Origin of the sequence: Pelagibaculum spongiae (assembly GCF_003097315.1) — a bacterium.
Lineage (GTDB): Bacteria > Pseudomonadota > Gammaproteobacteria > Enterobacterales > Pelagibaculaceae > Pelagibaculum > Pelagibaculum spongiae.
This window is the reverse complement of the sequence record NZ_QDDL01000001.1, coordinates 23,975-49,581: the sequence shown is the minus strand read 5'-3', so window position 1 is coordinate 49,581 and position 25,607 is coordinate 23,975. Positions and strand designations below refer to the sequence as shown.

Genomic DNA, 25,607 nt, shown 5'->3' with positions numbered 1-25,607 from the left:
GATTAGTAATTATTGCTAATCCAGATCAACAAGATTGTTCTCGATTGCGTATCGAGTTAAGCCTGCAGCAGTTTGAATGCCAAGTTTGGATTTTATATTTTGCCGATGGGTTTCAACTGTGCGCACGCTAATATTCAATTTTCGTGCAATTTCTTTATTGGTTTTCCCTTCGGATAAATTAGCTAAAACAGTTTTCTCTCGCGGCGTTAGAAGTTCTGCGTTCTGATTAGAAGAAGGGTCGAAGTGATTAAATAAGCTATCTGATGCACCTGGACTAAAATAACTACCGCCGCGGCAAACAGTTTCAATCGCTTGAATCATTTCAGTGGAAGAGACTTCTTTCAATAAATAGCCAGAAGCGCCGGCCTGTAAAATTTTGAGAATATATTCTTTGTGGTCGTGCATGCTTAGTATCAGTACTTTGATATCAGGAAATCTTTGACGAAATTCCTTTGTTGCTTCTAAGCCATTCATTACCGGCATACTAATATCCATCAGTACTAAATCTGGGCGAATTTCTTCAGCTAGTTCGAGTGCTTTTAGTCCATTTTCTGCTTCACCAATAACTTCCAGTCCAGGATTGGCTTCAAGGCGAGCTCGTATTCCATCGCGAACTAGTGGGTGATCATCAACCAATAATATTTTAGTCATAGGGTTGTCAGAATAAGTAGTTGTTGTAGCTTAGCAAACTATTTCTGTTGCCGTAGCCCATTCAATCGGGCTTTGTCTATAAATGCGACGGGGTTCTTGTCATAAAGTGAACTTGTTATGATTGCGCTCTACAGACATCATCAATAGATATTCATCATGACTGAAGAGTTTCACCAAGCAGTGTTGTTAACAATTAGCGACATCCCCCATGGAAGAGTCTCAAGCTATGGCGTGATTGCTGGTTTGGCAGGCTTTCCTGGATATGCAAGGCAAGTTGGTCGACTGCTGGCGCAACTCCCCCAAGGAAGTAGTATTCCTTGGCATCGAGTGATTAACGGTCAAGGGAAAATTTCCCGTCCATTGGACAGTGAAGCTTTTTTACGGCAAAAGAAACGCCTCCAAGATGAAGGTATTTCAGTTAATAATGGTCGTATTTCACTCAAGCAATATGGCTGGGGGCGCTAGCTGGATCGATTTAAAATTATCAAGCAGCTGATCTTTGAATGCTTAACATGTTCTAGGCTTTTTAAGAGATATTATCTTTTAGGCTGAGAGGCAGCGTGGCTATTATCAAAGTGCCAGCATTAGGAGAAGACTGTAAGCTAAACTGACCGCCTAGCAACTCAACACGCTCTTTCATATTGCGCAAGCCAATGCCGTTTTGTTTCTTTTCTAGGGTAAAACCACAGCCATTATCTCGCAATTTAAGTGTTGCCATGTCATCTTGTATAATCAGGCTCATTTTTACATGGCTGGCATCGGCATGGTTTGAAATATTGCCTAGCGCCTCCTGAACTACGCGATAAATGGTAATTTCCAACTCTTCATAAAGTTTTTTCCCGGCGAGCTCGATTGATAGTTCTGTATGAGCACCGGTACGTTCAGAAAACTCTTCCACCAAGTTTTTGACTGCCGGTGCTAGCCCTAAATCGTCAAGTACGATGGGCCGAAGATCGTGAGATATTTTTCTTACATCGCGAATCACCGAAGTCAGCCGCTCTAAAGGCTTTTCAATTTCATTTTTTTGTTTTTGATTGGCTTCACTTTGTATTTTTTCTAATTGATAGCGAATCGAAACCATTGTTTGGTTAATGCCGTCATGTAATTCTCGAGCAAATCGGCGTCGCTCAGTAATTTGAAATTGAATTGATTTGTAAGCTAAGCGTTGTAATTTTTTATCTGCTAAATGATGCTCATGTAAATTCACTGCTAACCCCAGTAGAAATACAACCATCATGGCTGCCAAGCTCATGGCCAACATAGTGAAAAAAGTATTTCGGATGTTTTTTTTCACAACACTACGAATTTTAGTCAGTTCTCGACTGACATCGTCAAGATATAAACCAGTACCGAACGTCCAGCCCCAAGGCTCAAAAAGCTCAACGTAGCTGAGCTTATCTTCAATTTCTAAGCTAGATGGTTTCTCCCATAAATATCGATGATAGCCACCGCCAGTTTTGGCTAGTTGCATGAGCCTGCTAATGATGTCGGCTGCTTTAGGATTTATTTGATCTATTTGTTGATTGTTATCAGAATTTACGGGTGCTGTTAGAAGTTTTTTGGAGTCGCTTTCAGCGTAAGCAAAGAAGTAGCCATCGTCTCCGTAACTTAAGCTATTTAATAGATAAATAGCGCGTTGCTGAGAAAGTGAGTCAGGGGTACTGTCTTTAGCTAGTGGTAGTAGGAGCGCCCGTGCTATTTCGGTGTAATGGCGGAGCTCACGCTCTCGTGACCGGAGTAGGCTTTCTTCAATTGTTTGAATTTCTATTTGGGATAGTTGGTTCGATTGATCGCGACTAAATAATGTAATGCTTAAAGAAAACAAAAGCATAGGTAATAGTGTAAGTAGCAGTATTTTAGATTTTAAAGACATGGTGATAGCCAATCAGGGCAGCTGATTAATTAAAAATAGTTGCTGTTCAGCAAAAAGTGGATATTCGTTCAACTATTGCTGATTGTATTTGCGCGAATGGCCGGAAAAAAACTGACAGAGAAGAGGGTTTGGAGGAAAGGATGCGAGCATAAATTGTGGCACCACTAACTAAGTTAGTGATGCCAATGGTTATTAGAAAATTTTATCTAAGCCATAAAAAGCAGGAAACAATAATATGGATATTAGTACGCCAGCTTGAATTGCAATAAATGGCATGACACCTTTATAGATATCGACTGTTCTAACGCCAGGCGGTGCAACACCTTTGAGATAAAACAACGAAAACCCAAACGGTGGTGTCAAGAACGATGTTTGTAAGTTCATGGCAATCAAAATAGCAAACCAGACCATTGGAATACCAAGCGCTTCTGCAACCGGCGCTATCATTGGCACGATGATAAATGATATTTCAACAAAATCGATGAAGAAACCTAGTACCATAATGACGAGCATCGACAGAATCAAAAATCCCCATTTTTCACCAGGTAATTGAAGCAATATTTCTTCTACAACTGCATCGCCACCCGTATAGGTAAATGCCATTGAAAAGGCGGTTGCGCCCAATAAAATACCAAAAACCATTGCAGTTACGCGCACTGTTTCAGTGGCACTGTCAAATACCATTTTCCAGCTAAATTGTCGGTAAGCTGCTGCTAATGCAATCGCACCAGCACCACCTAAAGCGGAAGATTCAGTGGGTGTTGCGATACCCTCAAAGATAGAGCCCAATACGATGAGTATCAGAGCTAATGGAGGGATAATTGCTTTTATTGCGATCCAATATTCTTGTTTTTTCGTGCCAGCATCCATGTCTACTGGCATCGCTGGAGCAGATTCTGGGTTGAGAAAGGTGTAAATCAGGATATAGGCAACGTAGAGTCCTACTAGCATCAACCCTGGGCCAATAGCGCCTTTAAATAAATCGCCAACGGGTATGCCTAATACATCGCCTAAAATAATTAAAACGATCGACGGAGGGATAATCTGCCCCAATGTTCCCGCTGCACAGATAGTGCCGCAACTCATTGGAACGTCATATTTATATTTCATCATGACTGGCAGAGAAATTAATCCCATCGCTACCACGCTAGCGCCAACTACGCCAGTGGATGCTGCAAGTAATGCGCCGACTAAAATAGTTGAAATAGCCAAGCCACCTCGAACTGAGCCAAAAAGTTTAGCCATTGATTCAAGGAGTTGCTCTGCTAGTTTGGTCTTTTGTAAAACGATACCCATAAAAACAAATAACGGAATTGCCATCAAAACTGTATTTTGCATGATGCTTTCTATGCGATATGGCATAAAAGCAAATAACTCTGGCCCTTCTACTATCAAGCCAAAAAAGACAGCGACGCCGCCGAAGGTGAATGCAACGGGAAAACCGAATAGCAACATCACCAAAGCGACAAAAAACATTATGATTCCAGCCATATTAATTCTCCTGGATCAACTATTCGGGTGATTGTATTCAATAAGTTCATCGGTGATACCGAGTAACACATTGATTGATTTTAACAACATACCTAACCCGCAAATTGCGATGCAGAAAAACGAAAAAGGAATCATTGATTTAATAATCCAGCGATGAGGTAAGCCTCCTGGGTCGCCGCTACTTTCACCTAGCTCATAAGATTCACGGGCAAAGTCAATTCCGTAATAAGCCACTAGGTAGGCAAAAGGCATTATAAAAAACATCACGCCAAGTAAATCAACCCATGCTCGTTTTTTATCAGAGAAACGTTCGTAAAATAAATCAACGCGGACGTGATCTCCCGATTTTAATGCATAGGGTACGCCTAATAAAAAGACTGCTGAATAGAGGTGCCACTCCAATTCTTGAAATCCGATAGACACATCGTTAAACAAATAACGAGTAACAACATCATAGAAAATGTTGATTAACATCAGAAGAAATAGCAGGGCGGAAACTTTGCCCAAGTATTCAGCGAAACGGTCAATAACGCGCTGAAGGCTGACCATAAAGCTCATATTATGCTCCGGGGAAAGGCAGATGTATTGCTACATCTGCCAATTACTACTACGAAAAGGGTCGATTAGAGGCTATCTAGATAAGCCTTATCTGAGATATTGGTCCAGACACGAACCTTATTTAGATACTCTTGTTGAGATTGGATAATCTCTTTAGCAAGAGGGCTCTTGCGAGCGTTGTCTTTCAAGAGCTCGTCGTTTGCACGACGAAGTGCTTGTAAAACTTCTTTAGGGAAAGTTCTGATTTTGATGTGAGGGAAATCGCTCTTCATTTTCTCCCAGTTCACTGCGCTGTCATTGTATGACTGGATGTACATGTCATATGCAGCAGTCTTCATTGCAACTTTCAGAATTTGCTGAAGATCTTTTGGTAAACGATCAAACTTACGTTTGTTGACCAAAAACTGAAGTTCGGTCGCTGGCTCATGCCAACCTGTGTAGTAGTAAGGCGCAATTTTGTGGAAACCCATCCGCAAGTCTAGCGAAGGACCAACCCATTCTAATGCATCGATGGTGCGACGCTCTAGAGCGGTATATAACTCACCAGGAGGAATGTTAGTTGGCTTGGCACCTAGTTTGGCCATAACTTCACCAGCAAAACCTGGGATACGCATTTTCAGACCTTTAAGATCATCCAATGAATTGATTTCTTTTTGGAACCAGCCACCCATTTGGTTACCGGTGTTACCACCAGGAAAGGACATCAAGCCATGCTTGCTGTAGACCTTGTCCATTAGTTCTTGGCCGCCACCGTGGTTGAACCAACCATATTGCTCAGGCGCTATCATGCCAAATGGCATGGTAGTGAAGTAGAGTGTTTCTGGAACCTTACCTTTCCAGTAATAAGAAGCAGAATGGCCCATGTCATATTGGCCACCTTTGACTAGATCAAAAATTCCTAATGGTGCTTTGTGCTTATTTTTTGAATCGATGCGGATTTTTAATCGACCATCGGACATTTCTTCAGCCATCTTGGCCATGTTGCGAACAGCATCGCCAAATACCGGAAAGTTGGATGGCCATGTTTCGGCCAGCTTTAAGCGATAAACTTTAGCGGCTTGAATGGGGGTACTGGCAACCATTAGCAAAGTTGCTATGGCTAGAGTTCGGGTAACAAATCCTGACTTGCTCATACGGCTTTTAACCTCTTGCAGCAGAGAATATTATTAATTTGTAGTGCTGGGTCACTTTTTTAACCCAGTCTGCAGAGCATGGCAACTACTGTTGAATGGTTAAATTGGTATAAATGCCCAAGATGTGATCAGAGAATGCTTACAAGTACTGGTAATTGCTACTTAGTTGCATCCGGTTAATTACTTAGGTAGAAGTAATGATTTACAGTAATTGTGGTGAAAGTGAACTGGTTGGAAAAATCGATCGATATCACTTGATATGTCGTTGGTAGTGAGAACCAATAGCTAAAAACAAATCTGATGCCCCCCCCCACTTGTCTAGCAATTAAGGGTTAAGGCAAGCTGAGCATGATGGCTAGGAATCCAGTTTCAGCAACAATACATGTATGGTTATCTTATGATCCATTCGGTAAAGGGCATAGTCTTTTGGGTAATATTGGCGCATATGGTCATGCTGCCATGCAGTTATCCGATAGTAGTTGTAAAGCATTTACCAACAATTATCTTAGCTGGTGGCCCGAAGGTTCAGCAGGACGCAGTAGTATTTTGCCAGGTAAAAAATTTTCTGCACAAAAAATTACTAGCATATGAATGATAATGCTGGCGAGAGAGTTGTGCTCGGACAAATGAGTTAATCAAAGTCATGGATGGCGATGGATCTGAATCAAAATAGACCTGATTTGATAGAAGGTATGATCCATGGTCAATATATTCATCGGTTTTTTGGCATTAGTGAATCTAAATAGCCTTACGAAGATAATAATGACGGTTTTACCGTGCATTCTTAAAGCTTCACGATCATCTTGCTGAGCTTGGCTTTGCCCAAATAAAGTGCCTGCATTGGTTCGCATATGTCGTAATATCAAAGCAAAAAGAATTTTTCATTAATTTAGGTAATAAATTTTTGTGCTGATTTTTTAAAATCAGGACTCAGTTTGCTGTCTGGCGCGATTTTTATAGAGGGGTATATTGATATTTTTACAGGGTGTGAACTTTATTAATTGAATAGATTGTATCGAAAAATGTCATTGAAATAGCTTGATCGTATGTTTTCGAATAACATCTTCAATTGCATTGTCTGTAGTTTCAATGGAATAACTTTACGTCCATAATTTACTGCCCTAGAAAAAATACTTTTCAACTTCCGGGTGAAGACGGGAAACTCTCTCGCCGGGATGCTTTTCACTATCTGCATGACATTTTCGGACAGTTTTTTAGGTTCTGTTCGAACAATCATGTGAATACGGTCTGATGGTATTTCTACGCACTGCGATAAACTGAACACCCCCACAATGGCTGTGTCATTGTGGGTTATTTGGTTCGGGGGGGCGACCCTCAAGATTTCCGCTTCGCTAGTTGAAAGGCATTAATTTTGAGAGTGCTAAGAAAGAGGCGCGAAAGAAGTAAGCAGAACGGAATAATACATTTCTATCAGCTAGGCTACAGATTGATTAGCATGTGCTTCTTTTTGAATTCTTGAACAAAATCATATTGCTACCTGTTTGAAATAAAAATAACTCAAATATGTCAACAAGTCCCGGTCAATGAAATTTATAACTAAGGCTTGCAATAAATTTAACAAATGAGCGTATGCCACTAACTCTATAATTTTAACCGAGTAAAATAAAAACACTCTACAGCTAAGAATCTCAGCTAGGGTTTACTTGATTTAAATGTTAAACGACTATTGTAAACAGATGCGAACTATCAAAATAGGCGCACTTAGGGTAGGTATTAATGAACAATAAACCATCTTCTGATAACAATAACCAAATAAAAAGAAGAGATTTTCTTCATATTTTGACAACAGCAACGGTTGGCTGTATTGCAGTACCAAAGGTTGCTGTGGCTCGGGCTTTTTCTATAGGTGAAAAAATTCTTGACAAAGAAGTTGTATCTTATGAAATTTATCCTCCTATCGGTGTAAGTAGGCTCGGCAATAGCCATGAATGGTTTTATGCACCAGAAGTACCAGGGATTCCTCAGGCGCAAGGTCGATTTAAAGAAGATGAGAATTCAATTAAAAAGCAAGTTCAGCGCTATCGAATATATGGTTTTAATGTTCACGGTGAAGCGGTTAGTGAATTTAATCTCTCTAATTGTAAAGACATCGATTGGCAAGTTAGAGTTGCTAATACAAAAGCGGCTTGGTATGGATTTTCTAATCCATTGGACTTAGGTGAGTTGGATCCGGGGATTGAGACTAAAAAACGCAATTCTTTTATCGAAAATAATAATGAGCGTAAAGAAAAACTGATTATTGACTCAGGTGAAGTTTCGATATCAGCCCGTAAAGCTGAAATAGCACAGCTCACAGGTAATTTTTGGGATAAAAAATTAGTAAAGCTCGGCGCCCTAGATACCGACTCTCACGGACGTTTATTAATTGTACCCGGTGATGGGGTTTCAGAGTCAATTCAGAAAAACGGTTCTATTGATAACTTCACTGATAATGATTATTGGCATGATGATTTATTTGATGGCTCGGTTCAAGCAACCATCACGCTAAATTCTGGAGAAATAGTTCAAGCAACTCCTGCCTGGGCCGTGAGTGTTGGTCCTGATTATTCTCCATACACTCAAACTTTTACCACGCTCTACGATACGATTCGTGAAGTGATGGTCAATAAGAATTTAGAGCAACCAATATTACCTCCACTCTCCTTTAGAGCCGATATTTATCCATTATTTCAACGACTAGGTCAGATGAAATGGTTGTCGCTTGCTGCATTGCAACGCAAAGCATGGCTTGATGTTGGTGATTTTAGTGATCCAGAGTTTATTGAAAAACTGGCTGATAATAGCAATTCATCAGAAGTTCGAGCGTTCCGATCTAAAGTTTTTGATTTGTTTCGCGAGCCAGGACAAGAGCAAGCCGACCCTTATAAGATGCCGTATATGCTTGGTGGTGGCGTCAATTATCCGGGGACGGGCAAGCATTGGTTTCAAATGCTAGATACTCAGTACCAAGTTCTTAAATACTGGGATGCTGGGTTATTTATTAATGATTTTAATGACCCAGAAATGGACCAGAGGCAAGCTATCGATGAATTCCCAATCGCCGATCAGCCAGAGATTCTAACCCGTGCGGCCTTAAATTCATGTTCTGGCGGCGCTTTCCATCCCGGGGTCGAATTAACTTGGGTTTTGCGGCATCCAGGCCTCTACAATGGGAAGTATCGCATTCAACTCGGTACTCGTGATAGTTTGCTGCAGGATTTTGGGAGCAAATTATCAGCTGCTGAAGCATTAGGTACAGTGAATCCATCAGACAAACATGTCGAATCTGCAGTCGGCCCTCAAATGCCTGGAGATCTTACTCGTTGGATGGGAGTGCCATGGCAGTCAGACGCATTTAGCTGCCAGACAGTTCGTTATGAAAATGATTTCCCTATCGTTTCTTGGTGGCCAGCCAAGATTCCAATTGATGTGCTGCCCCATAGTTATTATGAACAGTTACTTCGTTCCGATTTATCGGAAGCAGAGAGAATTGCTTTTGCCAACGCAAGGCAATCATGGTCACGAGGTGTGGCAGGAATTGGTTATCATGCTGAGGCAAGTTATACAGATGGTTTGAATAACATGGTCAAACTATGGAGCAAGATGGGCGTTCTTACACGAATTGAAGTACCGCACTCGATCCCTGGTATTAGTGATGAGCTGTATGTTGAAATGGCCAGAGGCTCAATGAGCTTGGGCGATAACAAAAAAAATAGTCGGTAAGCGGCTATGTCTCAAATTTACGATGTCATTATTCTTGGTCGAGGTGTAGCAGGTCTAGCAAGTGCTATCCATTTATTGTGTTCACAATCAGGGCTGACTATTGCTTTGATAGGTGCGCAACCAAAATTCCGCCAACCTCAAGGTGAAACATTGGCAGCGAGTGCTGAACAAGAGTTAAAGATGTTAGGTGTTTGGTCTGATTTCTGCAAAAAAAAATTCCCAATAATTAGCCAGACTTTTTCTAATTGGGGTACAAAGAAACTGATACCTACAACATATAACGCACTGTCAAAACTTGGCTGGCAAGTTGATCGAGATGTTTTCTATCATTGCTTTGAAAAAAAAATTAAAAAAATATCTGGTCAGTATTTATGTTCTATCATGGAGCCTATATTGCAATTAAAAAAAGATAATTCTTATTGGAATGTTATAACCAAAAACACTGCTGTTATGGGGCGAATTCTGATTGATTGTAGCGGGCGAAGACATGTTTCTTTTCGACAAACAAGTAAAAAAAATAATATAGACAAATTGTGCTGTTCATATGCGTATTTGTCACTCAACTCTGGGATTGTTACGCCAACTCCAGGTGTGCTGATTGAGCCAGTAAAAAATGGCTGGTGGTATTCTACGCTCTTACCAAATCAAACAATGGCATTGAGTTATTTTACTGATTCCAATCTTTTACCTAAAAAAATTGGCAGCGACATCCAAAGCATACAGAAAATCTTAGCCGCCTCTAATTATACGCGGCGGCGAATTGAGAGCGGCGGATTTGACTGGCTTAGTACACCTAAAATTTGTCAAGCATCAACAAGTCGTCTGCAACGTTTTGCTGGAAACAATTGGTTGGCTGTAGGGGATAGCGCCATGACGCTTGACCCACTATCGTCGCATGGCATTACAACTGCGCTGTGGAGTGCCAGAAAAGCTGCAGAAACAATCTTAAAGCAGAATATTCATCTCACACCTTTCTGTTCTGATTCATACCATCAGGAGATGGAATTAGCGTTTGAAAATTTTTTACTGCAAAAAAATGCTATCTATCAAATGGAAAATGAGTTTCCTGAAAATATTTTTTGGAAAAATAGACGGTTGTAATTTATTTTTAAGAGTTTTTTTATTTCGAGTTCAATGAGTATTAATAAAGTGTGTCGTATAAAAATACTTTTTATTAAATAAAATGTTAAGAATTTAATTGATATCTAAAAACAACAATGTCAGACGTGCCTACAGGTTTACCCAGCTTACGCTAGATGGTTTTGTTCACCGTGCAGGGCGAGGCTTAGGCGCATACGCACTCGGGTTGTGTGGGGTGTATATTCTAAGGCCCTAAAGCCCCATTGCTGGGGCTTTTTTTGTTCAAGCGGCATGTGTTTCTAATTTGGAACTGGATTCTTCTGGTTTGACATATTGATCGCTACCCTTGTCGCACTCAGGGTTATATAACTCTTTTTTCCATTTATCGATCAAATGCTGGTTGGCGTGTTGCCAAGGATGGAAGCCCGGTTGGAAATAATCTTTGTAAGGCTTTTTCAATGCCGTCATAAAGCCTTCTTCTTTACTAAAGAGAAATGAATAAAAGCTTTTTGCTTCAGACCAAGTGGGCCATTTTTTAGCCCACCACATCATCGCCATCATATAAATACTGATGCGCAAAGCAAAAAGGAAAAAGCCAATTCTTAGCGCTCTCCGCAAGTACTTTTGATCGCCTTCACACTGCATGTATACGTCAAAAGCAACAGCTTTGTGTTCAATTTCTTCTACTGAATGCCAGTAGAGCAGCTGTCGTGCAGCTGGCTCCATAGGTTCGATTTTGTATGGATTTTCAAGTACATGCTCTGCAAGTATTGCTGTGAGGTGTTCCATGCCAACTGTCATCGCCAAGCGAAAGCGGTTGCTGCGTCTATGAAAGTACTTCTCAATTTCTGCTTGGAGAGACACTTCGAGTCTTTTAGCATCCCAGCCTAACTTTGATATGGCGATATTTGCTTGCTTGTGCTGATGGCTATGGTGAGCTTCTTGTGTCACAAAACCACGAATCTGTTCTTTGAGCTTTGGATCGGTAATTTGATCTTGGTAATTTCGAACAGAGTTAATAAATTCACCTTCACCTGGAGGAAAGGTGGCAGACAACGCTGCTACAAAAGAAGATTTCAGCGAGTTGTCGTCAAAAAAATTGTGAGCCTTCATTTGTTGGAATGGAAAAGACATCCTGCGTGGTTTAATTGCAGGATCTTGGGTATGACCATCATTGTTATTATTGACCATATATTTGCCTCGTCACTCATGTAGAGAATATTAACGGTGACAAAAAGCATCATTCACCGGTGGTTCTTTAAATTATGGTCAGTTGCTGGCAATACAAACAGGTGATACGGTCTCATTATGATGGTGCTAAGAGGTCAAGCCATGCCCTTTAAGAGAGGCCAAGAAACAATAGTTGTTACGGATGATCATTCGCTGTCTGCAGATTATTTGGTAGCGAGTCGAGATTTTGCGCTATCTCGTGGTGTAAGTGCTGCAGCATTACTAAATGGGAGTGATCTTTCTCTGGGAGTGTTACTTAATCCTCCACCACGTATTAGCTATGAAAGCCTTCAGTGCATTAATGCCAACATGATGAATGCACTGGGCTCATATTATGAAACGGCGGTTGATTTTGGCCGATTTATGGAAGTGAGCACTCATGGATTACTCGGTATGGCAGTTCAGAGTACCGGGACATTGCTTGAGGCAAGTGGACTGATGCTGCAATACATGAAAATACGCACCAGTGTTAAATTTGCTGATATTTTACCCAGTGATGATATGTACTGGCTGCGTTTCACTCATGACCCTGCTATTCGTGAAAAATCTATAACTTGTTTGAAGGTGCTTTTTGAAGTGGCTATTTTAGTTAGTTTTGACGCCATTATTAAAAAGCTACTGGTGGGGCGAAATCTCTCAGGTTCTACTGAAATGAGAATGACGGTAGCTGCGCCAGAGCAACTCCCGGTTTATCTTAAAGAAGTCGATAGTTTGCTTTATTTTGATCAGCCTTTTGTAGAGCTTGGTGTTCCAGCAGCATGGATGGCCTTGCCGCTTGGAAAGGTAGATGAAGAGTTGGGGCTAGCCGCTACAGAATTATGTGAAAGTGCGCTTAGAGATTTAGAGCCGAAAGATATCGTAGCTCGACTGCGAGATAACATTCAGCACATCGAAGGCCAAAAGCCCTCGCTGAAAGAGATTTCCAGTCAGATGCATATGTCAGTTAGCACTTTGCAGCGGCGACTAAAAGAGCAAGGTGTCACTTTTCAGCAATTAAAAGCAGAAGCGCAGTTGCTTCAAGCTAAAGAGCTATTAATTAACGATGTTTGCTCTTTAGATGACATTTCATCACGACTAGGATTTAGTGATTCTTCTAATTTTTCCAAGTCATTTAAATCCTGGACAGGGCAAACGCCGACAGCGTTTCGCAATGCACATAGTAGTTTTGTCAAAAGCGATGAGCAGTAATGACGTCTAAGCACCGATTAGTTGACATCTGAGCACCTATAACTGCATTGTAATCTGAGCGAAAGTATTGAACCGGATAACAATAATAAGGGCCTGTCACGCACATCCGTAATATCGCTAATATCGTTCTTTTGCGGAGAATGTACACAGGTAAAACAGGCTGCTCATGTCCAAAAATCTAAAAAAATCAGTGGTTGCAATTACCGGTGCTGGCTCAGGTATCGGTCGTGCGCTTGCATTGCAGTGTGCACGAGAGGGGGCTTTTCTGGCACTAGCTGATGTTAATGAACAACAGCTGAAAGAAACCTCCGAGCAGTGCCAAAGTTTAGCTGCTGGTGTGATGTATGATCGTGTTGATGTCGCGCAGCGTGACGAAATTTACGCTTGGGCAAATAAAGTTTCAGAAAAATTTGGTTCGGCAAACGTCATTATTAATAATGCCGGTGTCAACCTAAGTGGAAGTGTTGGTGCCATGACGGATCAGGATTTTCAGTGGCAGATGGATATTAACTTTTGGGGTGTGACCCATGGCACTCGCGCATTTTTACCGCTACTGAAAAAGGCTGACTGGGGCCATGTAATTAACATATCTAGCCTTTTTGGTTTGATCAGCATGCCTAATCAGTCCGCTTATAATGCTTCAAAATATGCGGTGCGTGGTTTCAGTGAAAGCTTACGAATGGAGTTGGCTCTGGAAAACAGTTCGGTCAGTATCAGTTGCGTTCATCCGGGTGGTATTAAAACAAATATTGCTAATAGTTCCCGTATTTTGGAACAAGTCGGTCCCAAACTAACCGAAGAACAGCAAAAAAATGAATTTAATAACAAGCTAGCCAAAACCACGCCAGAGCAAGCGGCGGCAATTATTCTAAGTGGCATGAAAAAGAATAAATCTCGGATTTTGGTCGGTACTGATGCAAAAATAATCGATTTATTACAAAGATTACTGCCTGCTAAATATCAGGCGATCATTGTTCGTGTTCTGGGGTTACGTAGGGCGCAGCTAGAGCGAATGCAAACAGCGGAATAATTTAAAGCATTGTATTCGCTAAAATTGGCATCACAAATAAAAACAATAAAGGTGGGTGAAACAAGTGGCTAATCAACCTAAAGCAAGCTCGGAAAGTGTTGAACGTCTCGATGTTGTAATTATTGGGGCAGGTTTGTCGGGTATCGGTGCCGCTTGCCATCTGCAGAAAAAATGCCCCAATAAAAAATTCGCAATTCTGGAAGGGCGTGAAAAGCTCGGTGGCACGTGGGATTTGTTTCGTTATCCTGGTGTTCGATCTGATTCTGACATGTATACACTGGGCTACAATTTCAAGCCTTGGACTAATGCCAAAGGCATAGCCGATGCAAAGGATATTCGTAGCTACATTACCGAAGCATCGGTCGAGAACAATGTTGCGAAAAATATTCGTTATGGCCAAAAAGTTGTAGCGGCGAATTGGTGTTCCGATAGTGCACTTTGGATGCTGACAATCTCCGATTCGGCTACCGGTGGTATAAAAGAAATAGCGTGCAATTTCTTGTTGTGCTGCACCGGATATTACAGTTATGAAGCTGGCTATCGGCCAACTTTCACTGGTGAAGAAGACTTTTCTGGCGATATCATCCATCCACAGAAGTGGCCAGAGAATTATGATTACAGCGATAAAAAAGTAGTTGTAATTGGCAGTGGCGCAACAGCGGTTACTCTCGTTCCTGCGATGACTGACAAAGCCGCGCATGTGACCATGTTGCAGCGTTCGCCGACTTATGTGATGTCTTTGCCTCAGGATGACCCATTAGTAAACGGTTTGCGTAAAGTTTTGCCAGAATCTTGGGTTTACCGAATTACCCGCACCCGAAATATCAGCATTTCCTGGTTAATGTATAAATATTGTCGTGCTTTCCCTGAATCGGCGCGAAGACTAATAGTCGGTCTGGCGAAAAAACAGTTGCCTGAAGACTTCGACATGAAGCATTTTTCACCCAGCTATGCACCTTGGGATGAGCGATTATGTGCGGTGCCAGATGGCGACTTATTCGCATCTATTCGTAACGGCAAAGCATCTGTTGAGACTGATGTTATCGATACGTTCACTGAAAGCGGCATCAAGCTTAAATCTGGTAAAGAGTTAGCTGCAGATATTGTTATTTCAGCGACTGGCTTGAATGTTCAGCTATTTGGCAATATGAAACTGACTATCGATGGTGAAGCTGTCAATGTTGCAGACAAAATGTGTTATCGCGGCTTGATGTTTGAAGGCGTGCCAAATATGGGAATGGTATTCGGTTACACCAATGCTTCCTGGACATTAAAAGCGGATTTAATCCTTGAGCATACTTGCCGTTTGCTGAACTACATGAGCGATAACAGTTTGAGAATTTGCGAGCCTAAAAACGTCAATGGCGCCACCCACGAACCGTTTGTTGATATGAGTTCTGGCTATGTTCAGCGAGCTAAGGGGATTGTTCCTCATCAAGGCTCAAAGAAGCCGTGGAAACTGTATCAAAATTATTTAATGGATATGATTAGCTTACGGTTGGGCAAGGTAAATGATCCATCGCTGTCATTTTCATCGCCACCCTTGCAGCCAAGTGCTAGCGTTGAAGAAAAGGCTAAGTCAGAAGTAGAAACAGTAAATTAAGCTGAAGGTATTGAGATGATGCTCGATCTGGGATCTTTAGGTTAATTCCGACCAAAATTTTTTCAGGAAAAATACCCGGATTTATCCGGGTATTTTTTTGTTGGTTTCGGAATCAAATTATTTAATCAGAATCGACTGATTACCTTGTGAATCTGTAATTATTTTGCGCGCTTGTTCTTCAGCACTAACCGAATCGGTTTGTTTCGCTTTTCCCTGAACGATGACAATTTCGACTCGGCGATTGATTGCCCTATTCTCGCCATTGTCATTTGCAACTAGCGGGCGAGTATCGGCAAAGCCTTGCACGGCGATACGCTTTTTATCGATTAGATTATCTTTCATGAGTTGATGCGCAACCGACACTGCTCGGGCAGTCGATAAATCCCAATTGGAGCGAATTCGAAACGCTTCAATGGGTAAATCGTCAGTATGTCCGGCAACAGTGATTTCACCTTCAGTGCTGATCAAAACACTACGAATCGTTCGCAAAACAGGTAAGAAATTTTTGTTCAATTCATAAGCGCCAGAGCGAAAAGATCCTTTTTCCTTGATCCGGATAATGATTTGCCTGCCGGAAATGGATACTTGGATCTGCCCCTTTTTAATCTGAAAATCCAGTTTTTGCTTAAGCTCTTGAGCTTTTTCTTTGGCAGCTTTTTCTATGGCATCCTCTATTAACTTCTTTATTTTCTCTACTGCTTGTTGATCCGTTTTTTCGCCGCCAGAAGATTCGTCGGTATTATCTTCCTGCTTGAATTCTAATGTTTGCTCATTGGTATTGACCGTGAATTGACGAACTGTATTAATCGCTGTTGGGTCGGGTCGGCCTGGCGAAAATTCCTGGGCAATAATGCTGGTACCTTTCGGGATTTGTTTAACTTCAATCTCGCTTTGAACGCCAAACGCATTGCGCATAGATCCAGCTAACTGTTTGTATTTAAGGACATCCATTTCTGAAAAAGACAATAACAATATGAAAAAACACATAAGCAAAGACATTAAGTCAGCAAAGGTTGCCAACCAGCCACCGCCGCCAGCATCTTTTTTAGGGGGAGGTAATTCTTCTTCCATATGCGCCTCTTAGTTGCTGCTAGCGCGTTTGGAATTAGGAAGGTAATTTTTCAGACCCTCCTCAAGAACCCTAGGATTCATTCCCGCTTGAATGCCGACTAACGCATCGATAATTAATGCTTTACTTTGTCTTTCTTCATTTGCTCTTAACTCAAGCTTGTCTGCCAACGGCAGGGCAAACATGTTGGCCAGTACGGCACCATAAAGTGTTGTGAGCAGTGCCACTGCCATTGACGGGCCAATCGATTTAGGATCGTCCATTGCCGAAAGCATTTGCACCAAGCCCACTAGCGTGCCGATCATCCCCATTGCAGGTCCTACATCGCCCAGGGCGCGTAAAAGACCTTGACCGATTTCATGACGCTCAATATTTAAATTCATATCTTTAGCAAGTAGGGACCGGATTTCGTCAGCCTCCCGGCCATCGACTAGCATTTGGACTCCACGAGCCATAAATGGATTTTCAACTGTGGCATTTTCTAACGCCAATACGCCTTCCTTGCGTGATAAATCAGCTAGTTCTATTGCTTGAGTGATGAGTTCTAATGGTGCTTGTTGTTTATTGCTGAATGCTTTGCCGATCACCTTTGCAGTATTTACAAATTGACCGATGCTGTATTTCATCAGTACCACCATTAAACTACCGAGCAGTACGATCAGTATTGATGGGACATTGATAAAAATAGTGGCGCTTCCGCCAACAACAATTGCTGCGCCAACGATGCCAAATGCACCGATAAGACCGATGAGTGTAGCTAGATCCACCCGATACTCCTTTCTACTTCTTGTTTCTGAAATGAATTTAATGGTTCGCCAAGCCTTCGTTAGTTCATTGGCGCTTATTAATCACAGTGGACGAAGTTAGGGTTTGGTCTACTGGTTAACTAGTTCAATCAAAATTTGCTTAAAGCACCAAGCTGACCATTGAATTAGGAATTGGCGCTACAGCAGTAAACTCCAGCGTTAATCCTTTAAACTTTGACAAAATCGGTGCGGTATCTATTTTTTTATGCTGCCAATGCACTTGAAATTGTCAGTTGCACAGAACTTGATTCTGACAAAAACAGCGATCCATTAATGCGTTGGTACGTTATATGAGTGTCTGCTGCATTTTAAACACTTGTGAAAATTAGATCCTGACCTCAGACAAGCTGTTAAAAAAACCTTGCGCCGTTATAATTCATCGCAATCTGCCTATTAATGGCGCAAATGACGGAGAGCAGGATGGCTCGGCGCAAAAAATTTCATTATGAAGAATCGGTCCAAGAGCTGGAAACATTGGTTCAACAGCTTGAGCAGGGTGACCTAGAGCTGGAAGATGCGTTAAAGCAGTTTGAGCGAGGAGTAGAGCTAACTCGCTTGTGTCAGCAAGCACTGGATGAAGCAGAGCAAAAAGTCAGCGTGCTATCCACTCAAGGCCAGCAACAAGAAGAGCAGTTGATTCCATTTGATGCTGAAGATTAATCTGATCCAACTCCTAGGCTGATTAATTTGCTGCTTACGCAGCGTGAGCAAGAAGATCAGCTGATTCCGTTTGATGCTGAAGATGAGTGTCGAAGATCTTTATCTGGCATATGTGCTGGCAACCGGTGAAACAATTTAACTGTGTCTATTAAACAATACCTCGGCCAATCAGCTGATCAGGTTGATCAATTGATGAAGCAATATCTAAAATCTGCCAGCTGTGATGCGCAGCTTGAACAAGCAATGCATTACGCGTTGTTTAATGGTGGCAAGCGTATTCGACCAATGTTGGTTTATGCCGCGGCCCAAGCGTGTGGCTTATCGAAGATTAAAGTTGGTTTTGCCGCAGCTGCTTTGGAAATGATTCATTCCTATTCACTGGTTCATGATGATTTGCCAGCGATGGATGATGACGATTTGCGTCGAGGTAAGCCGACTTGCCATATTGCTTTTAACGAAGCGACCGCAATTTTGGTTGGCGATGCATTGCAGGCGTTAGCCTTTGATGTGTTGTCACAACCTCAGCTGGATATTTCTGGTTCGGCACAGTTGCAAATGATCAATGCCTTAGCGCGTGCAGCTGGTGGAATGGGAATGTGCGGCGGACAAGCATTAGATATAGCAGCCACAGGGCAATCACTGGATTTACTAGGTTTAGAGCAAGTGCATCAGCATAAAACCGGTGATTTAATTCGAGCGAGTGTTCGCGTTGGTGCCTTGGCTGCCCAAGCCAGCCAGCAACAGTTAGATGCACTCGATCAATATGCCAGCTGTATTGGACTGTCATTTCAGATTCAGGATGACATTTTAGATGTTGAGGGTGATACCGAAGTCATCGGTAAACCACAAGGTGCTGATCAGGCGCTGAACAAATCTACCTATCCTGCGCTGATGGGCCTTGATGCGGCGAAAAGTAAAGCACTCGATCTTCATAATCAGGCACTTGAAGCGTTGTCTGGCTTTGCCGATGAAGCTGAACCTTTGCGACAGCTGTCTGAATATATTATTGCGCGTGACCGTTAAACGGTTTTTAGTTACTCTGACGCTCTGGCAAGCCGATGATAGGTGTATTTGAAAGACTGAAGACACCTTGAATTCATCCGCTGTCATCGCCTGATTAGAACTGTGATCAGATGAAAACCGTCCCTAAGTTACCAACGATAATTGTTTGGTAGCTGGCAGCCACCATGCAGGAAAACAACTTGGCTAGCGAATACCCACTTCTTGAACAGATAGATTCACCCAGCGATCTTCGTAAATTGTCGATGGAACAGCTGCCGACTTTATGTAGTGAGCTGCGCCGTTTTTTACTGCACAGTCTGGATGAAACTGGCGGACATTTTGGTTCCAACCTCGGTGTTGTTGAGCTTACTGTGGCACTTCATTACGCATTCAATACGCCAGATGACCGTTTGGTGTGGGATGTGGGGCACCAATGTTATCCGCATAAAATACTGACTGGCCGCCGACAGCAAATGGCAGGTTTAAGGCAGGCTGCTGGTATTGCTGGCTTTCCTAAGCGTAGTGAAAGCGAGCATGACACCTTCGGCGTTGGCCACTCTTCAACGTCGATTAGTGCTGCATTAGGTATGTCGGTTGCGGCAAAAGCACAAGGCTTAACACGCAGGGTTGCTGCAATTATTGGCGACGGTGCATTGACCGCTGGAATGGCGTTTGAAGCATTAAACCATGCAGGTCATCTTAAGGCCGATATGATGGTGGTTTTGAATGACAACGACATGTCGATTTCAGAAAACGTCGGTGGTTTGAATAGTTATTTAGCGCGTTTACTTAATTCGACGCTTTATAGCTCGGTTCGTGAAGGTGGTAAAAAAGTATTGGAAGTCGCGCCGCCAATTCGTGAGCTAGTCAAGCGCACCGAAGAGCATATGAAAGGTATGCTGACACCTGGCACTTTGTTTGAAGAGTTAGGCTTTTATTACGTAGGGCCAGTTGATGGGCATGATGTCATCGAACTGGTTAAACATATTAAGCAGCTAGAAAAGCGCCACGGCCCGAGCTTTTTGCATATTGTGACTAAAAAAGGCAAAGGTTTTCAGCCAGCAGAAAAAAATCCAACCAAATACCATGCAGTCTCGCCCGGTTACTTAACCCAAAGTACTGTTGCGGTAGAGCCAGTAAAAAAATCGCCAGCCAAAAAAAGTTTTTCTAATATTTTTGGTGATTGGTTGTGCGACATGGCTGAGCAAGAGCCGCAATTATTTGCGGTAACCCCAGCGATGTGTGAAGGCTCTGGAATGGTTGAGTTTTCCCAGAAATTCTCTGATCGATATATCGACGTAGCAATCGCTGAACAGCATGCGGTTACTTTGGCCGCTGGCATGGCTTGTGATGGATTAAAGCCGGTGGTGGCAATTTATTCGACATTTTTGCAGCGCGGTTATGATCAATTAGTGCATGACGTTGCCTTGCAAAACCTCGATGTATTGTTTGCGATTGACCGAGCTGGTTTAGTGGGTGCCGATGGGCCAACTCATGCCGGTGCTTATGATGTCAGCTTTATGCGCTGTATTCCGAAAATGGTCATTATGTGCCCATCCAATGAAGACCAATGCCGCAAAATGTTATCTACTGGTTACCATTATCCCGGTCCAGCCGCGGTTCGTTACCCCCGGGGTAGCGGGAGTGGTATTACGGTTGATCTGGCGTTAAATACTTTGGAAGTCGGTAAAGGGCATATTTGCCGCCAGCATTCTGCTGCGGCCAATCAAAAAATTGCGATTCTCGCTTTTGGCCCTTTATTACATCAAGCGCTGATAGTTGCTGAAAACCTCGATGCCACAGTAGTGGATATGCGATTTGCCAAACCATTGGACAGTCAATTGTTGGCGGAAGTTGCAACCGATCATCAATTGATCGTTACATTGGAAGACAGTTGTATCGCAGGTGGAGCGGGCAGTGCGGTTAACGAAACCTTGCAACAATTAAAGCTGTTGAAGCCGGTACTGAATCTTGGTTTGCCTGATCGGTTTATCGACCAAGGAAATCAACAGAAGCTATATGCAGATTTAGGGTTGGATGCTAAAGGTATCGAACAATCTATTCGAGACTATCTCGGTTAAATTTTCAGCGGTAATTACTCAACATTAAAAAGCCGCGATCATTTAAAAATGATCGCGGCTTTTTAATCTCAGCAATTTAAAGGCAGATTTGCTTGAAATGCTAAAGCATATCTTTCTTCATTTGCTCAACATATTGCAGCATTTTCTTTTTCTTAAATATTAGATTTAAACTGCTGCCGCCCATTTGTCGCCAAAGCATAATGGAGCGAATGCCTGACAATAGTAAGGCGCGAACCTTGTTTACATGGCCGGCAGATTGCAGATAAAGCGGGTTGCCAGTTACCTGAATTTTTGGGCCAAGACTACTTATTGTATCAGCATATAAATCGGCTTCAGCGGCGATGACATTTTCATGGGTCGGGTTGAAGTGCTGCGCCTGTTTTTGTATCTGAGTTAATCGCTCACTGAGCATTTGCATCATCTGTGGGTTTTTCGCCAGACGCTTTTGCAATGCAACAAGTGAGATTAAGTAGCGCGTGATTTCTTGGTGCTCTAAACCGCGCTCACCTTTTAATTGTGGCTCAAGCACTTCAATGCCATGACGTAGGCCGCTAAGGCCGCCATAAATATCTTCAGGGTTATCGCAATCGATCACTAGCAGGCTGCTGACGGTGGCTTTATATGCATCATCGTCATATCGCCCCTGGTGCGCCAATGAGCGAACTAGGTTGCAGGCTTGTGCTGCGCCAGCCAACGCCATGGTGGCGTAATACTGCTTATCCACGACTTGTTGTAACTCCTTGGTTTTGCCTAGAAATTAATCTTGTAAATGTTGTGCGATTACCGAGCCGCCGAGGCATTGGTCGTCCAGATAAAAGACAACCGATTGGCCAGGTGTTACCGCACGCTGTTGTTCGTCAAAAACCACTCGTAAATTGTCACCTTCTAGCTCAACTGTGCAAGCTTGGTCTGGTTGGCGGTAACGGGTTTTCGCAGTACAACGAAGGGGGTAGCTGATTTGCTCAACATTAACCCAGCTGATTTTACTGGCGATCAATCCTTTCGACATCAGTAGAGGGTGATTGTGCCCTTGTACTGCGGTCAAGCGGTTATTTTCTAAATCTTTAGTTGCGGCAAACCAAGGCTCATCTGACGAATCTTTCATACCGCCAATGCCGAGCCCTTGACGTTGGCCGAGGGTGTAGTACATCAGGCCTTCGTGCTTGCCGATAACATCGCCTTCAGGTGTGATAATTTCACCTGGTTGGGCGGGAATAAACTTTTTCAAAAAGTCAGTGAAGCGACGCTCGCCGATAAAGCAAATGCCAGTACTGTCTTTCTTGTTGTGGGTGATTAGATCGTGTTCAAGTGCTAATTCGCGCACTTTGGGCTTTTCTAATTCACCGACAGGGAATAAAACTTTTTCCAATTGATCGCTGCTTAAAGCGTGTAGGAAATAGCTTTGATCCTTGTTGTTATCTAGGCCGCGAAGCAAGCAAGCTTTGCCTTGAGCATCGTTGCCACGACGAACATAGTGGCCGGTGGCAATGTAATCTGCGCCTAATGCATCAATTGCATGATCAAGAAAGGCACGGAATTTGATTTCTTTGTTACACAGAATATCTGGGTTTGGCGTTCTGCCTGCCCGATACTCATCGAGGAAATGATCAAAAACATTGTCCCAGTATTCCGCTGCAAAGTTGATGGTATGCAGTGGGATATCGATCTTTTCACACACTGCTCGCGCGTCGGAAAGATCGGTAGTTGCAGAGCAATACTCGTCAGTATCGTCTTCTTCCCAGTTTTTCATGAACAGGCCGTGCACTTCATAGCCGGCCTGTTTCAGTAACAGGGCCGAGACTGATGAATCAACACCGCCGGACATTCCAATGATGACTTTTTTCCGGCTCATTTCGATACAAATAAATAAAAAAAACGATTATGCCAGATTGGCGGAAAGACAGATACGCTTGTTACGTTTTGTGCCGACGAGGCCGGTTGTTGTGGCGGGTTTCTTTTGCTCTAGGGCTAGCGGAATTATCTTTTTTTGGTGATGCTTGAGTCCGCTGGTTCCTGCAGTTGTTGCGTGTGTCGGCTGTTACAAGATTCTCACCTTGGGTTGTTGGAAGCTCCGACCACGGATTCTGAATGAGTCTGGTTTCGCCTGGAGCAACATTAGATAGTGACCAAGGTCCTATATGAGTTCGGATTAGGCGTAATGTTGGATGACCTATTGCTGCAGTCATTCGACGAACTTGACGGTTTTTGCCTTCGGTAATTGATATTTCTAACCAGCGGGTTGGAATGTTTGCGCGAAACCTGACCGGTGGCGTTCTTGGCCATAGCCAGTCGGGTGTATTGCAAAGTTTTACTTTTGCCGGCTTGGTTTTACCGTCTTTGAGTTTGACGCCTTTTCTTAATGTTTCGATTGCATTATCGTCTGGAATGCCCTCGACCTGAACTATATAAGTTTTTTGTAACTTGTTGGCGGGATGGCTAATACGACTTTGCAGTTTTCCATCATTGGTTAACAGCAAAAGACCTTCGCTATCTCGATCGAGGCGGCCAGCGGGATAAATCTGGGGTTGCTGGACATAATCAGCCAGCGTGGGTCGGTTTTCGGAATCCGTAAACTGACATAAAACGTTAAATGGTTTGTTGAGCAACAGAAGCATCAGAAATAACTACAATGTATCTGCAATTCGCCAAAAGCGAGGTTGCAGAGAAGTAAAACTACTAAAACAGCCATTTTACCTGTTTTTTTGAGATTTTGCTGCATAACTGGTAGTTTACCCCTTCATTTAGGGTTGGTCACAAAACCAGAAAATACTTAAATTTAACCTACTCAATGGCTTTACCTTGAGGGAGCTAGAATGTCATATCAGAAAATCAAAGCCCCTGCGTCCGGTGACAAAATCACCGTAAATTCCGATCTAAGTCTCAATATTCCAAACAATCCGATCATTCCTTTTATCGAAGGTGATGGCATAGGTGTTGATGTTACTCCACCAATGCTCAAGGTTGTGGATGCTGCAGTTGAAAAAGCTTATGGCGGATCACGCAAAATTTCCTGGATGGAAGTTTATGCAGGTGAGAAGTCGACCCAGGTTTATGGCCAGGATGTATGGCTGCCAGAGGAAACTCTGGGAGCGATTCGTGACTACGTAGTTTCTATCAAAGGTCCGTTAACTACTCCAGTGGGTGGCGGTATTCGTTCTTTGAACGTTGCGTTGCGTCAAGAGCTAGATTTATACGTTTGTCAGCGTCCGGTTCAGTACTTTAAGGGTGTTCCTAGCCCAGTACGTGAGCCAGAAAAGACTGATATGGTGATCTTCCGTGAAAATTCGGAAGACATCTATGCAGGTATCGAATATGAAGCGGGCACAGCAGATGCTGACAAGCTGATTAAATTCCTGCGCGAAGAAATGGGCGCCACGAAAATTCGTTTCCCTGAGAATTGTGGTATCGGTGTTAAGCCGGTTTCTGAAGCAGGTACCAAACGCCTAGTCAAGCAAGCCATTCAATATGCCATCGATAATGATCTGCCTTCTGTGACTTTGGTTCATAAGGGCAACATCATGAAGTTTACTGAAGGTGCTTTCAAAGACTGGGGCTATCAGTTGGCACGTGAAGAATTCGGTGCTGAATTGTTAGATGGCGGCCCATGGTGTTCACTGAAAAATCCGAATACTGGCAATCCAATTATCATTAAAGACGTGATTGCTGATGCATTCTTGCAGCAAATCTTGTTACGTCCATCTGAATATAGTGTTATCGCTACTTTGAACCTGAACGGCGATTATATTTCTGATGCATTGGCAGCACAGGTTGGTGGTATCGGTATCGCTCCAGGCGCAAACCTGGGTGATGGTATTGCAATGTTTGAAGCTACTCATGGTACTGCACCTAAGTATGCTGGTCAGGATAAAGTAAATCCTGGCTCGTTGATTCTTTCTGCTGAGATGATGTTGCGTCATATGGGCTGGAAAGAAGCGGCAGACCTGATTATTAAGGGCACCAATGGTGCAATCCAAGCCAAGACCGTTACTTACGATTTTGAGCGCTTAATGGATGATGCACAGTTGGTGAGCTGCTCTCAGTTTGGCGATGAAATTATCAGTCAAATGTAATTGCAGAATGAATATCCGGCTTTAGTCGGATATTCAGGCATAAAAAAGGTCGGCTAATTAGCCGACCTTTTTAGTTTTTGGGCATTTTATTGAGTTGTAGTCTCAGCTTCTTCGCCAGATGCAATATTGATGGCATGTAAGCCTTTTGGGCCTTCATGTACATCAAATGTCACTGCTTGTCCGGCCTTGAGGGTTTTGTATCCCTCCATCGTGACCGATGAGTAGTGAGCAAACAGATCTTCGCCCCCTTCCTCGGGACAAATAAAGCCATATCCTTTAGCATTGTTGAACCACTTCACTGTGCCGGTTGCCATACTCCAAACTTCCTTTGCTTTGTAGTTATATCCATGCAAACGCGC

Annotated in this window: 23 protein-coding genes; 11 read left to right on the top strand and 12 right to left on the bottom strand. The window is 42.8% G+C overall.

The features are described 5' to 3' along the window. Positions 1 to 15: 15 nt before the first annotated feature. Complete coding sequence (locus DC094_RS00245; RefSeq protein WP_116685107.1) at positions 16 to 651, bottom strand: response regulator transcription factor; 636 nt, start codon at positions 649 to 651, stop codon at positions 16 to 18. Positions 652 to 807: 156 nt separating this feature from the next. On the opposite strand from DC094_RS00245, the gene DC094_RS00240 reads away from it, so the two are divergent. After that, positions 808 to 1,116, top strand: coding sequence for an MGMT family protein (locus DC094_RS00240; RefSeq protein WP_116685106.1), 309 nt, complete (start codon positions 808 to 810; stop codon positions 1,114 to 1,116). Positions 1,117 to 1,177: 61 nt separating this feature from the next. Here DC094_RS00240 and DC094_RS00235 read toward each other — a convergent pair whose 3' ends face one another. From DC094_RS00235 to DC094_RS00220, 4 genes are all read right to left on the bottom strand, one after another. Then, a complete protein-coding gene (locus tag DC094_RS00235; protein ID WP_116685105.1) occupies positions 1,178 to 2,524 on the bottom strand; it encodes a cache domain-containing protein in 1,347 nt (448 codons plus the stop codon). 192 nt (positions 2,525 to 2,716) lie between these two features. Next, positions 2,717 to 4,015, bottom strand: a complete 1,299-nt coding sequence (locus tag DC094_RS00230; protein ID WP_116685104.1) for a TRAP transporter large permease — start codon at positions 4,013 to 4,015, stop codon at positions 2,717 to 2,719. A 15-nt stretch (positions 4,016 to 4,030) separates the two neighbouring features. Next, a complete protein-coding gene (locus DC094_RS00225) occupies positions 4,031 to 4,573 on the bottom strand; it encodes a TRAP transporter small permease subunit (protein WP_116685103.1) in 543 nt (180 codons plus the stop codon). Positions 4,574 to 4,638: 65 nt separating this feature from the next. After that, a complete protein-coding gene (locus DC094_RS00220) occupies positions 4,639 to 5,706 on the bottom strand; it encodes a TRAP transporter substrate-binding protein (protein ID WP_116685102.1) in 1,068 nt (355 codons plus the stop codon). Positions 5,707 to 6,057: 351 nt separating this feature from the next. Here DC094_RS00220 and DC094_RS00215 point away from each other — a divergent pair, with 351 nt between their 5' ends. The 3 genes from DC094_RS00215 to DC094_RS00195 all read left to right on the top strand — a co-directional run bounded on the left by DC094_RS00215 (position 6,058) and on the right by DC094_RS00195 (position 10,530). After that, positions 6,058 to 6,297, top strand: a complete 240-nt coding sequence (locus DC094_RS00215; protein ID WP_116685101.1) for a hypothetical protein — start codon at positions 6,058 to 6,060, stop codon at positions 6,295 to 6,297. A 1,146-nt stretch (positions 6,298 to 7,443) separates the two neighbouring features. After that, positions 7,444 to 9,429 (top strand): CTQ-dependent glycine oxidase GoxA, encoded by a 1,986-nt coding sequence (gene goxA / locus DC094_RS00200; protein WP_116685098.1) that lies wholly within the window; start codon positions 7,444 to 7,446, stop codon positions 9,427 to 9,429. A 6-nt stretch (positions 9,430 to 9,435) separates the two neighbouring features. Further along, a complete protein-coding gene (locus DC094_RS00195; RefSeq protein ID WP_116685097.1) occupies positions 9,436 to 10,530 on the top strand; it encodes an NAD(P)/FAD-dependent oxidoreductase in 1,095 nt (364 codons plus the stop codon). Positions 10,531 to 10,791: 261 nt separating this feature from the next. Here the strand turns inward: DC094_RS00195 and DC094_RS00190 are convergent, their stop codons facing one another. After that, positions 10,792 to 11,700 carry a metal-dependent hydrolase gene (locus DC094_RS00190; protein ID WP_116685096.1) on the bottom strand — a complete coding sequence of 303 codons (909 nt, stop codon included), beginning with the start codon at positions 11,698 to 11,700 and terminating at the stop codon, positions 10,792 to 10,794. Between the two features lie 141 nt (positions 11,701 to 11,841). On the opposite strand from DC094_RS00190, the gene DC094_RS00185 reads away from it, so the two are divergent. The 3 genes from DC094_RS00185 to DC094_RS00175 all read left to right on the top strand — a co-directional run bounded on the left by DC094_RS00185 (position 11,842) and on the right by DC094_RS00175 (position 15,560). Then, positions 11,842 to 12,927 carry an AraC family transcriptional regulator gene (locus DC094_RS00185; protein ID WP_158527181.1) on the top strand — a complete coding sequence of 362 codons (1,086 nt, stop codon included), beginning with the start codon at positions 11,842 to 11,844 and terminating at the stop codon, positions 12,925 to 12,927. A 166-nt stretch (positions 12,928 to 13,093) separates the two neighbouring features. Continuing rightward, entirely contained in the window at positions 13,094 to 13,957 is an 864-nt protein-coding gene (locus tag DC094_RS00180; protein ID WP_116685094.1) for an SDR family NAD(P)-dependent oxidoreductase, read from the top strand. Positions 13,958 to 14,021: 64 nt separating this feature from the next. Further along, positions 14,022 to 15,560 (top strand): flavin-containing monooxygenase, encoded by a 1,539-nt coding sequence (locus DC094_RS00175; RefSeq protein WP_116685093.1) that lies wholly within the window; start codon positions 14,022 to 14,024, stop codon positions 15,558 to 15,560. 117 nt (positions 15,561 to 15,677) lie between these two features. On the opposite strand, the gene DC094_RS00170 is transcribed toward DC094_RS00175, so the two are convergent. Together DC094_RS00170 and pomA are read right to left on the bottom strand one after the other, a co-directional pair. Then, positions 15,678 to 16,631, bottom strand: coding sequence for a flagellar motor protein MotB (locus DC094_RS00170; RefSeq protein ID WP_116685092.1), 954 nt, complete (start codon positions 16,629 to 16,631; stop codon positions 15,678 to 15,680). 9 nt (positions 16,632 to 16,640) lie between these two features. After that, positions 16,641 to 17,396: a flagellar motor protein PomA gene (gene pomA, locus DC094_RS00165; RefSeq protein WP_116685091.1), complete on the bottom strand. Its 756-nt coding sequence runs from the start codon at positions 17,394 to 17,396 to the stop codon at positions 16,641 to 16,643. A gap of 459 nt (positions 17,397 to 17,855) precedes the next feature. Here pomA and DC094_RS00160 point away from each other — a divergent pair, with 459 nt between their 5' ends. The 3 genes from DC094_RS00160 to dxs all read left to right on the top strand — a co-directional run bounded on the left by DC094_RS00160 (position 17,856) and on the right by dxs (position 21,178). Further along, positions 17,856 to 18,095: an exodeoxyribonuclease VII small subunit gene (locus DC094_RS00160; RefSeq protein WP_116685090.1), complete on the top strand. Its 240-nt coding sequence runs from the start codon at positions 17,856 to 17,858 to the stop codon at positions 18,093 to 18,095. Positions 18,096 to 18,236: 141 nt separating this feature from the next. Beyond that, positions 18,237 to 19,118 carry a (2E,6E)-farnesyl diphosphate synthase gene (gene ispA / locus DC094_RS00155; RefSeq protein ID WP_206605537.1) on the top strand — a complete coding sequence of 294 codons (882 nt, stop codon included), beginning with the start codon at positions 18,237 to 18,239 and terminating at the stop codon, positions 19,116 to 19,118. A gap of 164 nt (positions 19,119 to 19,282) precedes the next feature. Next, the gene (gene dxs / locus DC094_RS00150) at positions 19,283 to 21,178 is read left to right on the top strand and encodes a 1-deoxy-D-xylulose-5-phosphate synthase (protein ID WP_116685089.1); all 1,896 of its coding nucleotides are present in this window, start codon (positions 19,283 to 19,285) and stop codon (positions 21,176 to 21,178) included. A 100-nt stretch (positions 21,179 to 21,278) separates the two neighbouring features. Here the strand turns inward: dxs and hflD are convergent, their stop codons facing one another. From hflD to DC094_RS00135, 3 genes are all read right to left on the bottom strand, one after another. Continuing rightward, positions 21,279 to 21,902 carry a high frequency lysogenization protein HflD gene (gene hflD / locus DC094_RS00145; RefSeq protein WP_133245414.1) on the bottom strand — a complete coding sequence of 208 codons (624 nt, stop codon included), beginning with the start codon at positions 21,900 to 21,902 and terminating at the stop codon, positions 21,279 to 21,281. Between the two features lie 33 nt (positions 21,903 to 21,935). After that, complete coding sequence (mnmA, locus tag DC094_RS00140) at positions 21,936 to 23,030, bottom strand: tRNA 2-thiouridine(34) synthase MnmA (RefSeq protein ID WP_116685087.1); 1,095 nt, start codon at positions 23,028 to 23,030, stop codon at positions 21,936 to 21,938. A gap of 61 nt (positions 23,031 to 23,091) precedes the next feature. Further along, entirely contained in the window at positions 23,092 to 23,793 is a 702-nt protein-coding gene (locus DC094_RS00135) for a pseudouridine synthase (RefSeq protein WP_116685086.1), read from the bottom strand. 198 nt (positions 23,794 to 23,991) lie between these two features. On the opposite strand from DC094_RS00135, the gene icd reads away from it, so the two are divergent. Beyond that, positions 23,992 to 25,248 carry an NADP-dependent isocitrate dehydrogenase gene (gene icd / locus DC094_RS00130; protein ID WP_116685085.1) on the top strand — a complete coding sequence of 419 codons (1,257 nt, stop codon included), beginning with the start codon at positions 23,992 to 23,994 and terminating at the stop codon, positions 25,246 to 25,248. Positions 25,249 to 25,334: 86 nt separating this feature from the next. Here the strand turns inward: icd and cspD are convergent, their stop codons facing one another. Further along, on the bottom strand, positions 25,335 to 25,562 hold the full coding sequence (gene cspD, locus DC094_RS00125; protein WP_116685084.1) for a cold shock domain-containing protein CspD: 228 nt from the start codon (positions 25,560 to 25,562) through the stop codon (positions 25,335 to 25,337). Positions 25,563 to 25,607 lie beyond the last annotated feature (45 nt).

Excerpts from the sequence above, each read along its gene's own strand:
- goxA (WP_116685098.1), top strand. The coding sequence starts at position 7,444 with ATGAACAATAAACCATCTTCTGATAACAATAACCAAATAAAAAGAAGA.
- DC094_RS00135 (WP_116685086.1), bottom strand. The coding sequence starts at position 23,793 with ATGCTTCTGTTGCTCAACAAACCATTTAACGTTTTATGTCAGTTTACG.
- mnmA (WP_116685087.1), bottom strand. The coding sequence starts at position 23,030 with ATGAGCCGGAAAAAAGTCATCATTGGAATGTCCGGCGGTGTTGATTCA.
- DC094_RS00225 (WP_116685103.1), bottom strand. The coding sequence starts at position 4,573 with ATGAGCTTTATGGTCAGCCTTCAGCGCGTTATTGACCGTTTCGCTGAA.
- DC094_RS00185 (WP_158527181.1), top strand. The coding sequence starts at position 11,842 with ATGCCCTTTAAGAGAGGCCAAGAAACAATAGTTGTTACGGATGATCAT.
- DC094_RS00240 (WP_116685106.1), top strand. The coding sequence starts at position 808 with ATGACTGAAGAGTTTCACCAAGCAGTGTTGTTAACAATTAGCGACATC.
- cspD (WP_116685084.1), bottom strand. The coding sequence starts at position 25,562 with ATGGCAACCGGCACAGTGAAGTGGTTCAACAATGCTAAAGGATATGGC.
- DC094_RS00180 (WP_116685094.1), top strand. The coding sequence starts at position 13,094 with ATGTCCAAAAATCTAAAAAAATCAGTGGTTGCAATTACCGGTGCTGGC.
- DC094_RS00170 (WP_116685092.1), bottom strand. The coding sequence starts at position 16,631 with ATGGAAGAAGAATTACCTCCCCCTAAAAAAGATGCTGGCGGCGGTGGC.
- DC094_RS00245 (WP_116685107.1), bottom strand. The coding sequence starts at position 651 with ATGACTAAAATATTATTGGTTGATGATCACCCACTAGTTCGCGATGGA.
- DC094_RS00160 (WP_116685090.1), top strand. The coding sequence starts at position 17,856 with ATGGCTCGGCGCAAAAAATTTCATTATGAAGAATCGGTCCAAGAGCTG.
- dxs (WP_116685089.1), top strand. The coding sequence starts at position 19,283 with ATGCAGGAAAACAACTTGGCTAGCGAATACCCACTTCTTGAACAGATA.
- DC094_RS00220 (WP_116685102.1), bottom strand. The coding sequence starts at position 5,706 with ATGAGCAAGTCAGGATTTGTTACCCGAACTCTAGCCATAGCAACTTTG.
- DC094_RS00230 (WP_116685104.1), bottom strand. The coding sequence starts at position 4,015 with ATGGCTGGAATCATAATGTTTTTTGTCGCTTTGGTGATGTTGCTATTC.
- DC094_RS00195 (WP_116685097.1), top strand. The coding sequence starts at position 9,436 with ATGTCTCAAATTTACGATGTCATTATTCTTGGTCGAGGTGTAGCAGGT.
- icd (WP_116685085.1), top strand. The coding sequence starts at position 23,992 with ATGTCATATCAGAAAATCAAAGCCCCTGCGTCCGGTGACAAAATCACC.
- DC094_RS00235 (WP_116685105.1), bottom strand. The coding sequence starts at position 2,524 with ATGTCTTTAAAATCTAAAATACTGCTACTTACACTATTACCTATGCTT.
- DC094_RS00215 (WP_116685101.1), top strand. The coding sequence starts at position 6,058 with ATGGCTAGGAATCCAGTTTCAGCAACAATACATGTATGGTTATCTTAT.
- DC094_RS00190 (WP_116685096.1), bottom strand. The coding sequence starts at position 11,700 with ATGGTCAATAATAACAATGATGGTCATACCCAAGATCCTGCAATTAAA.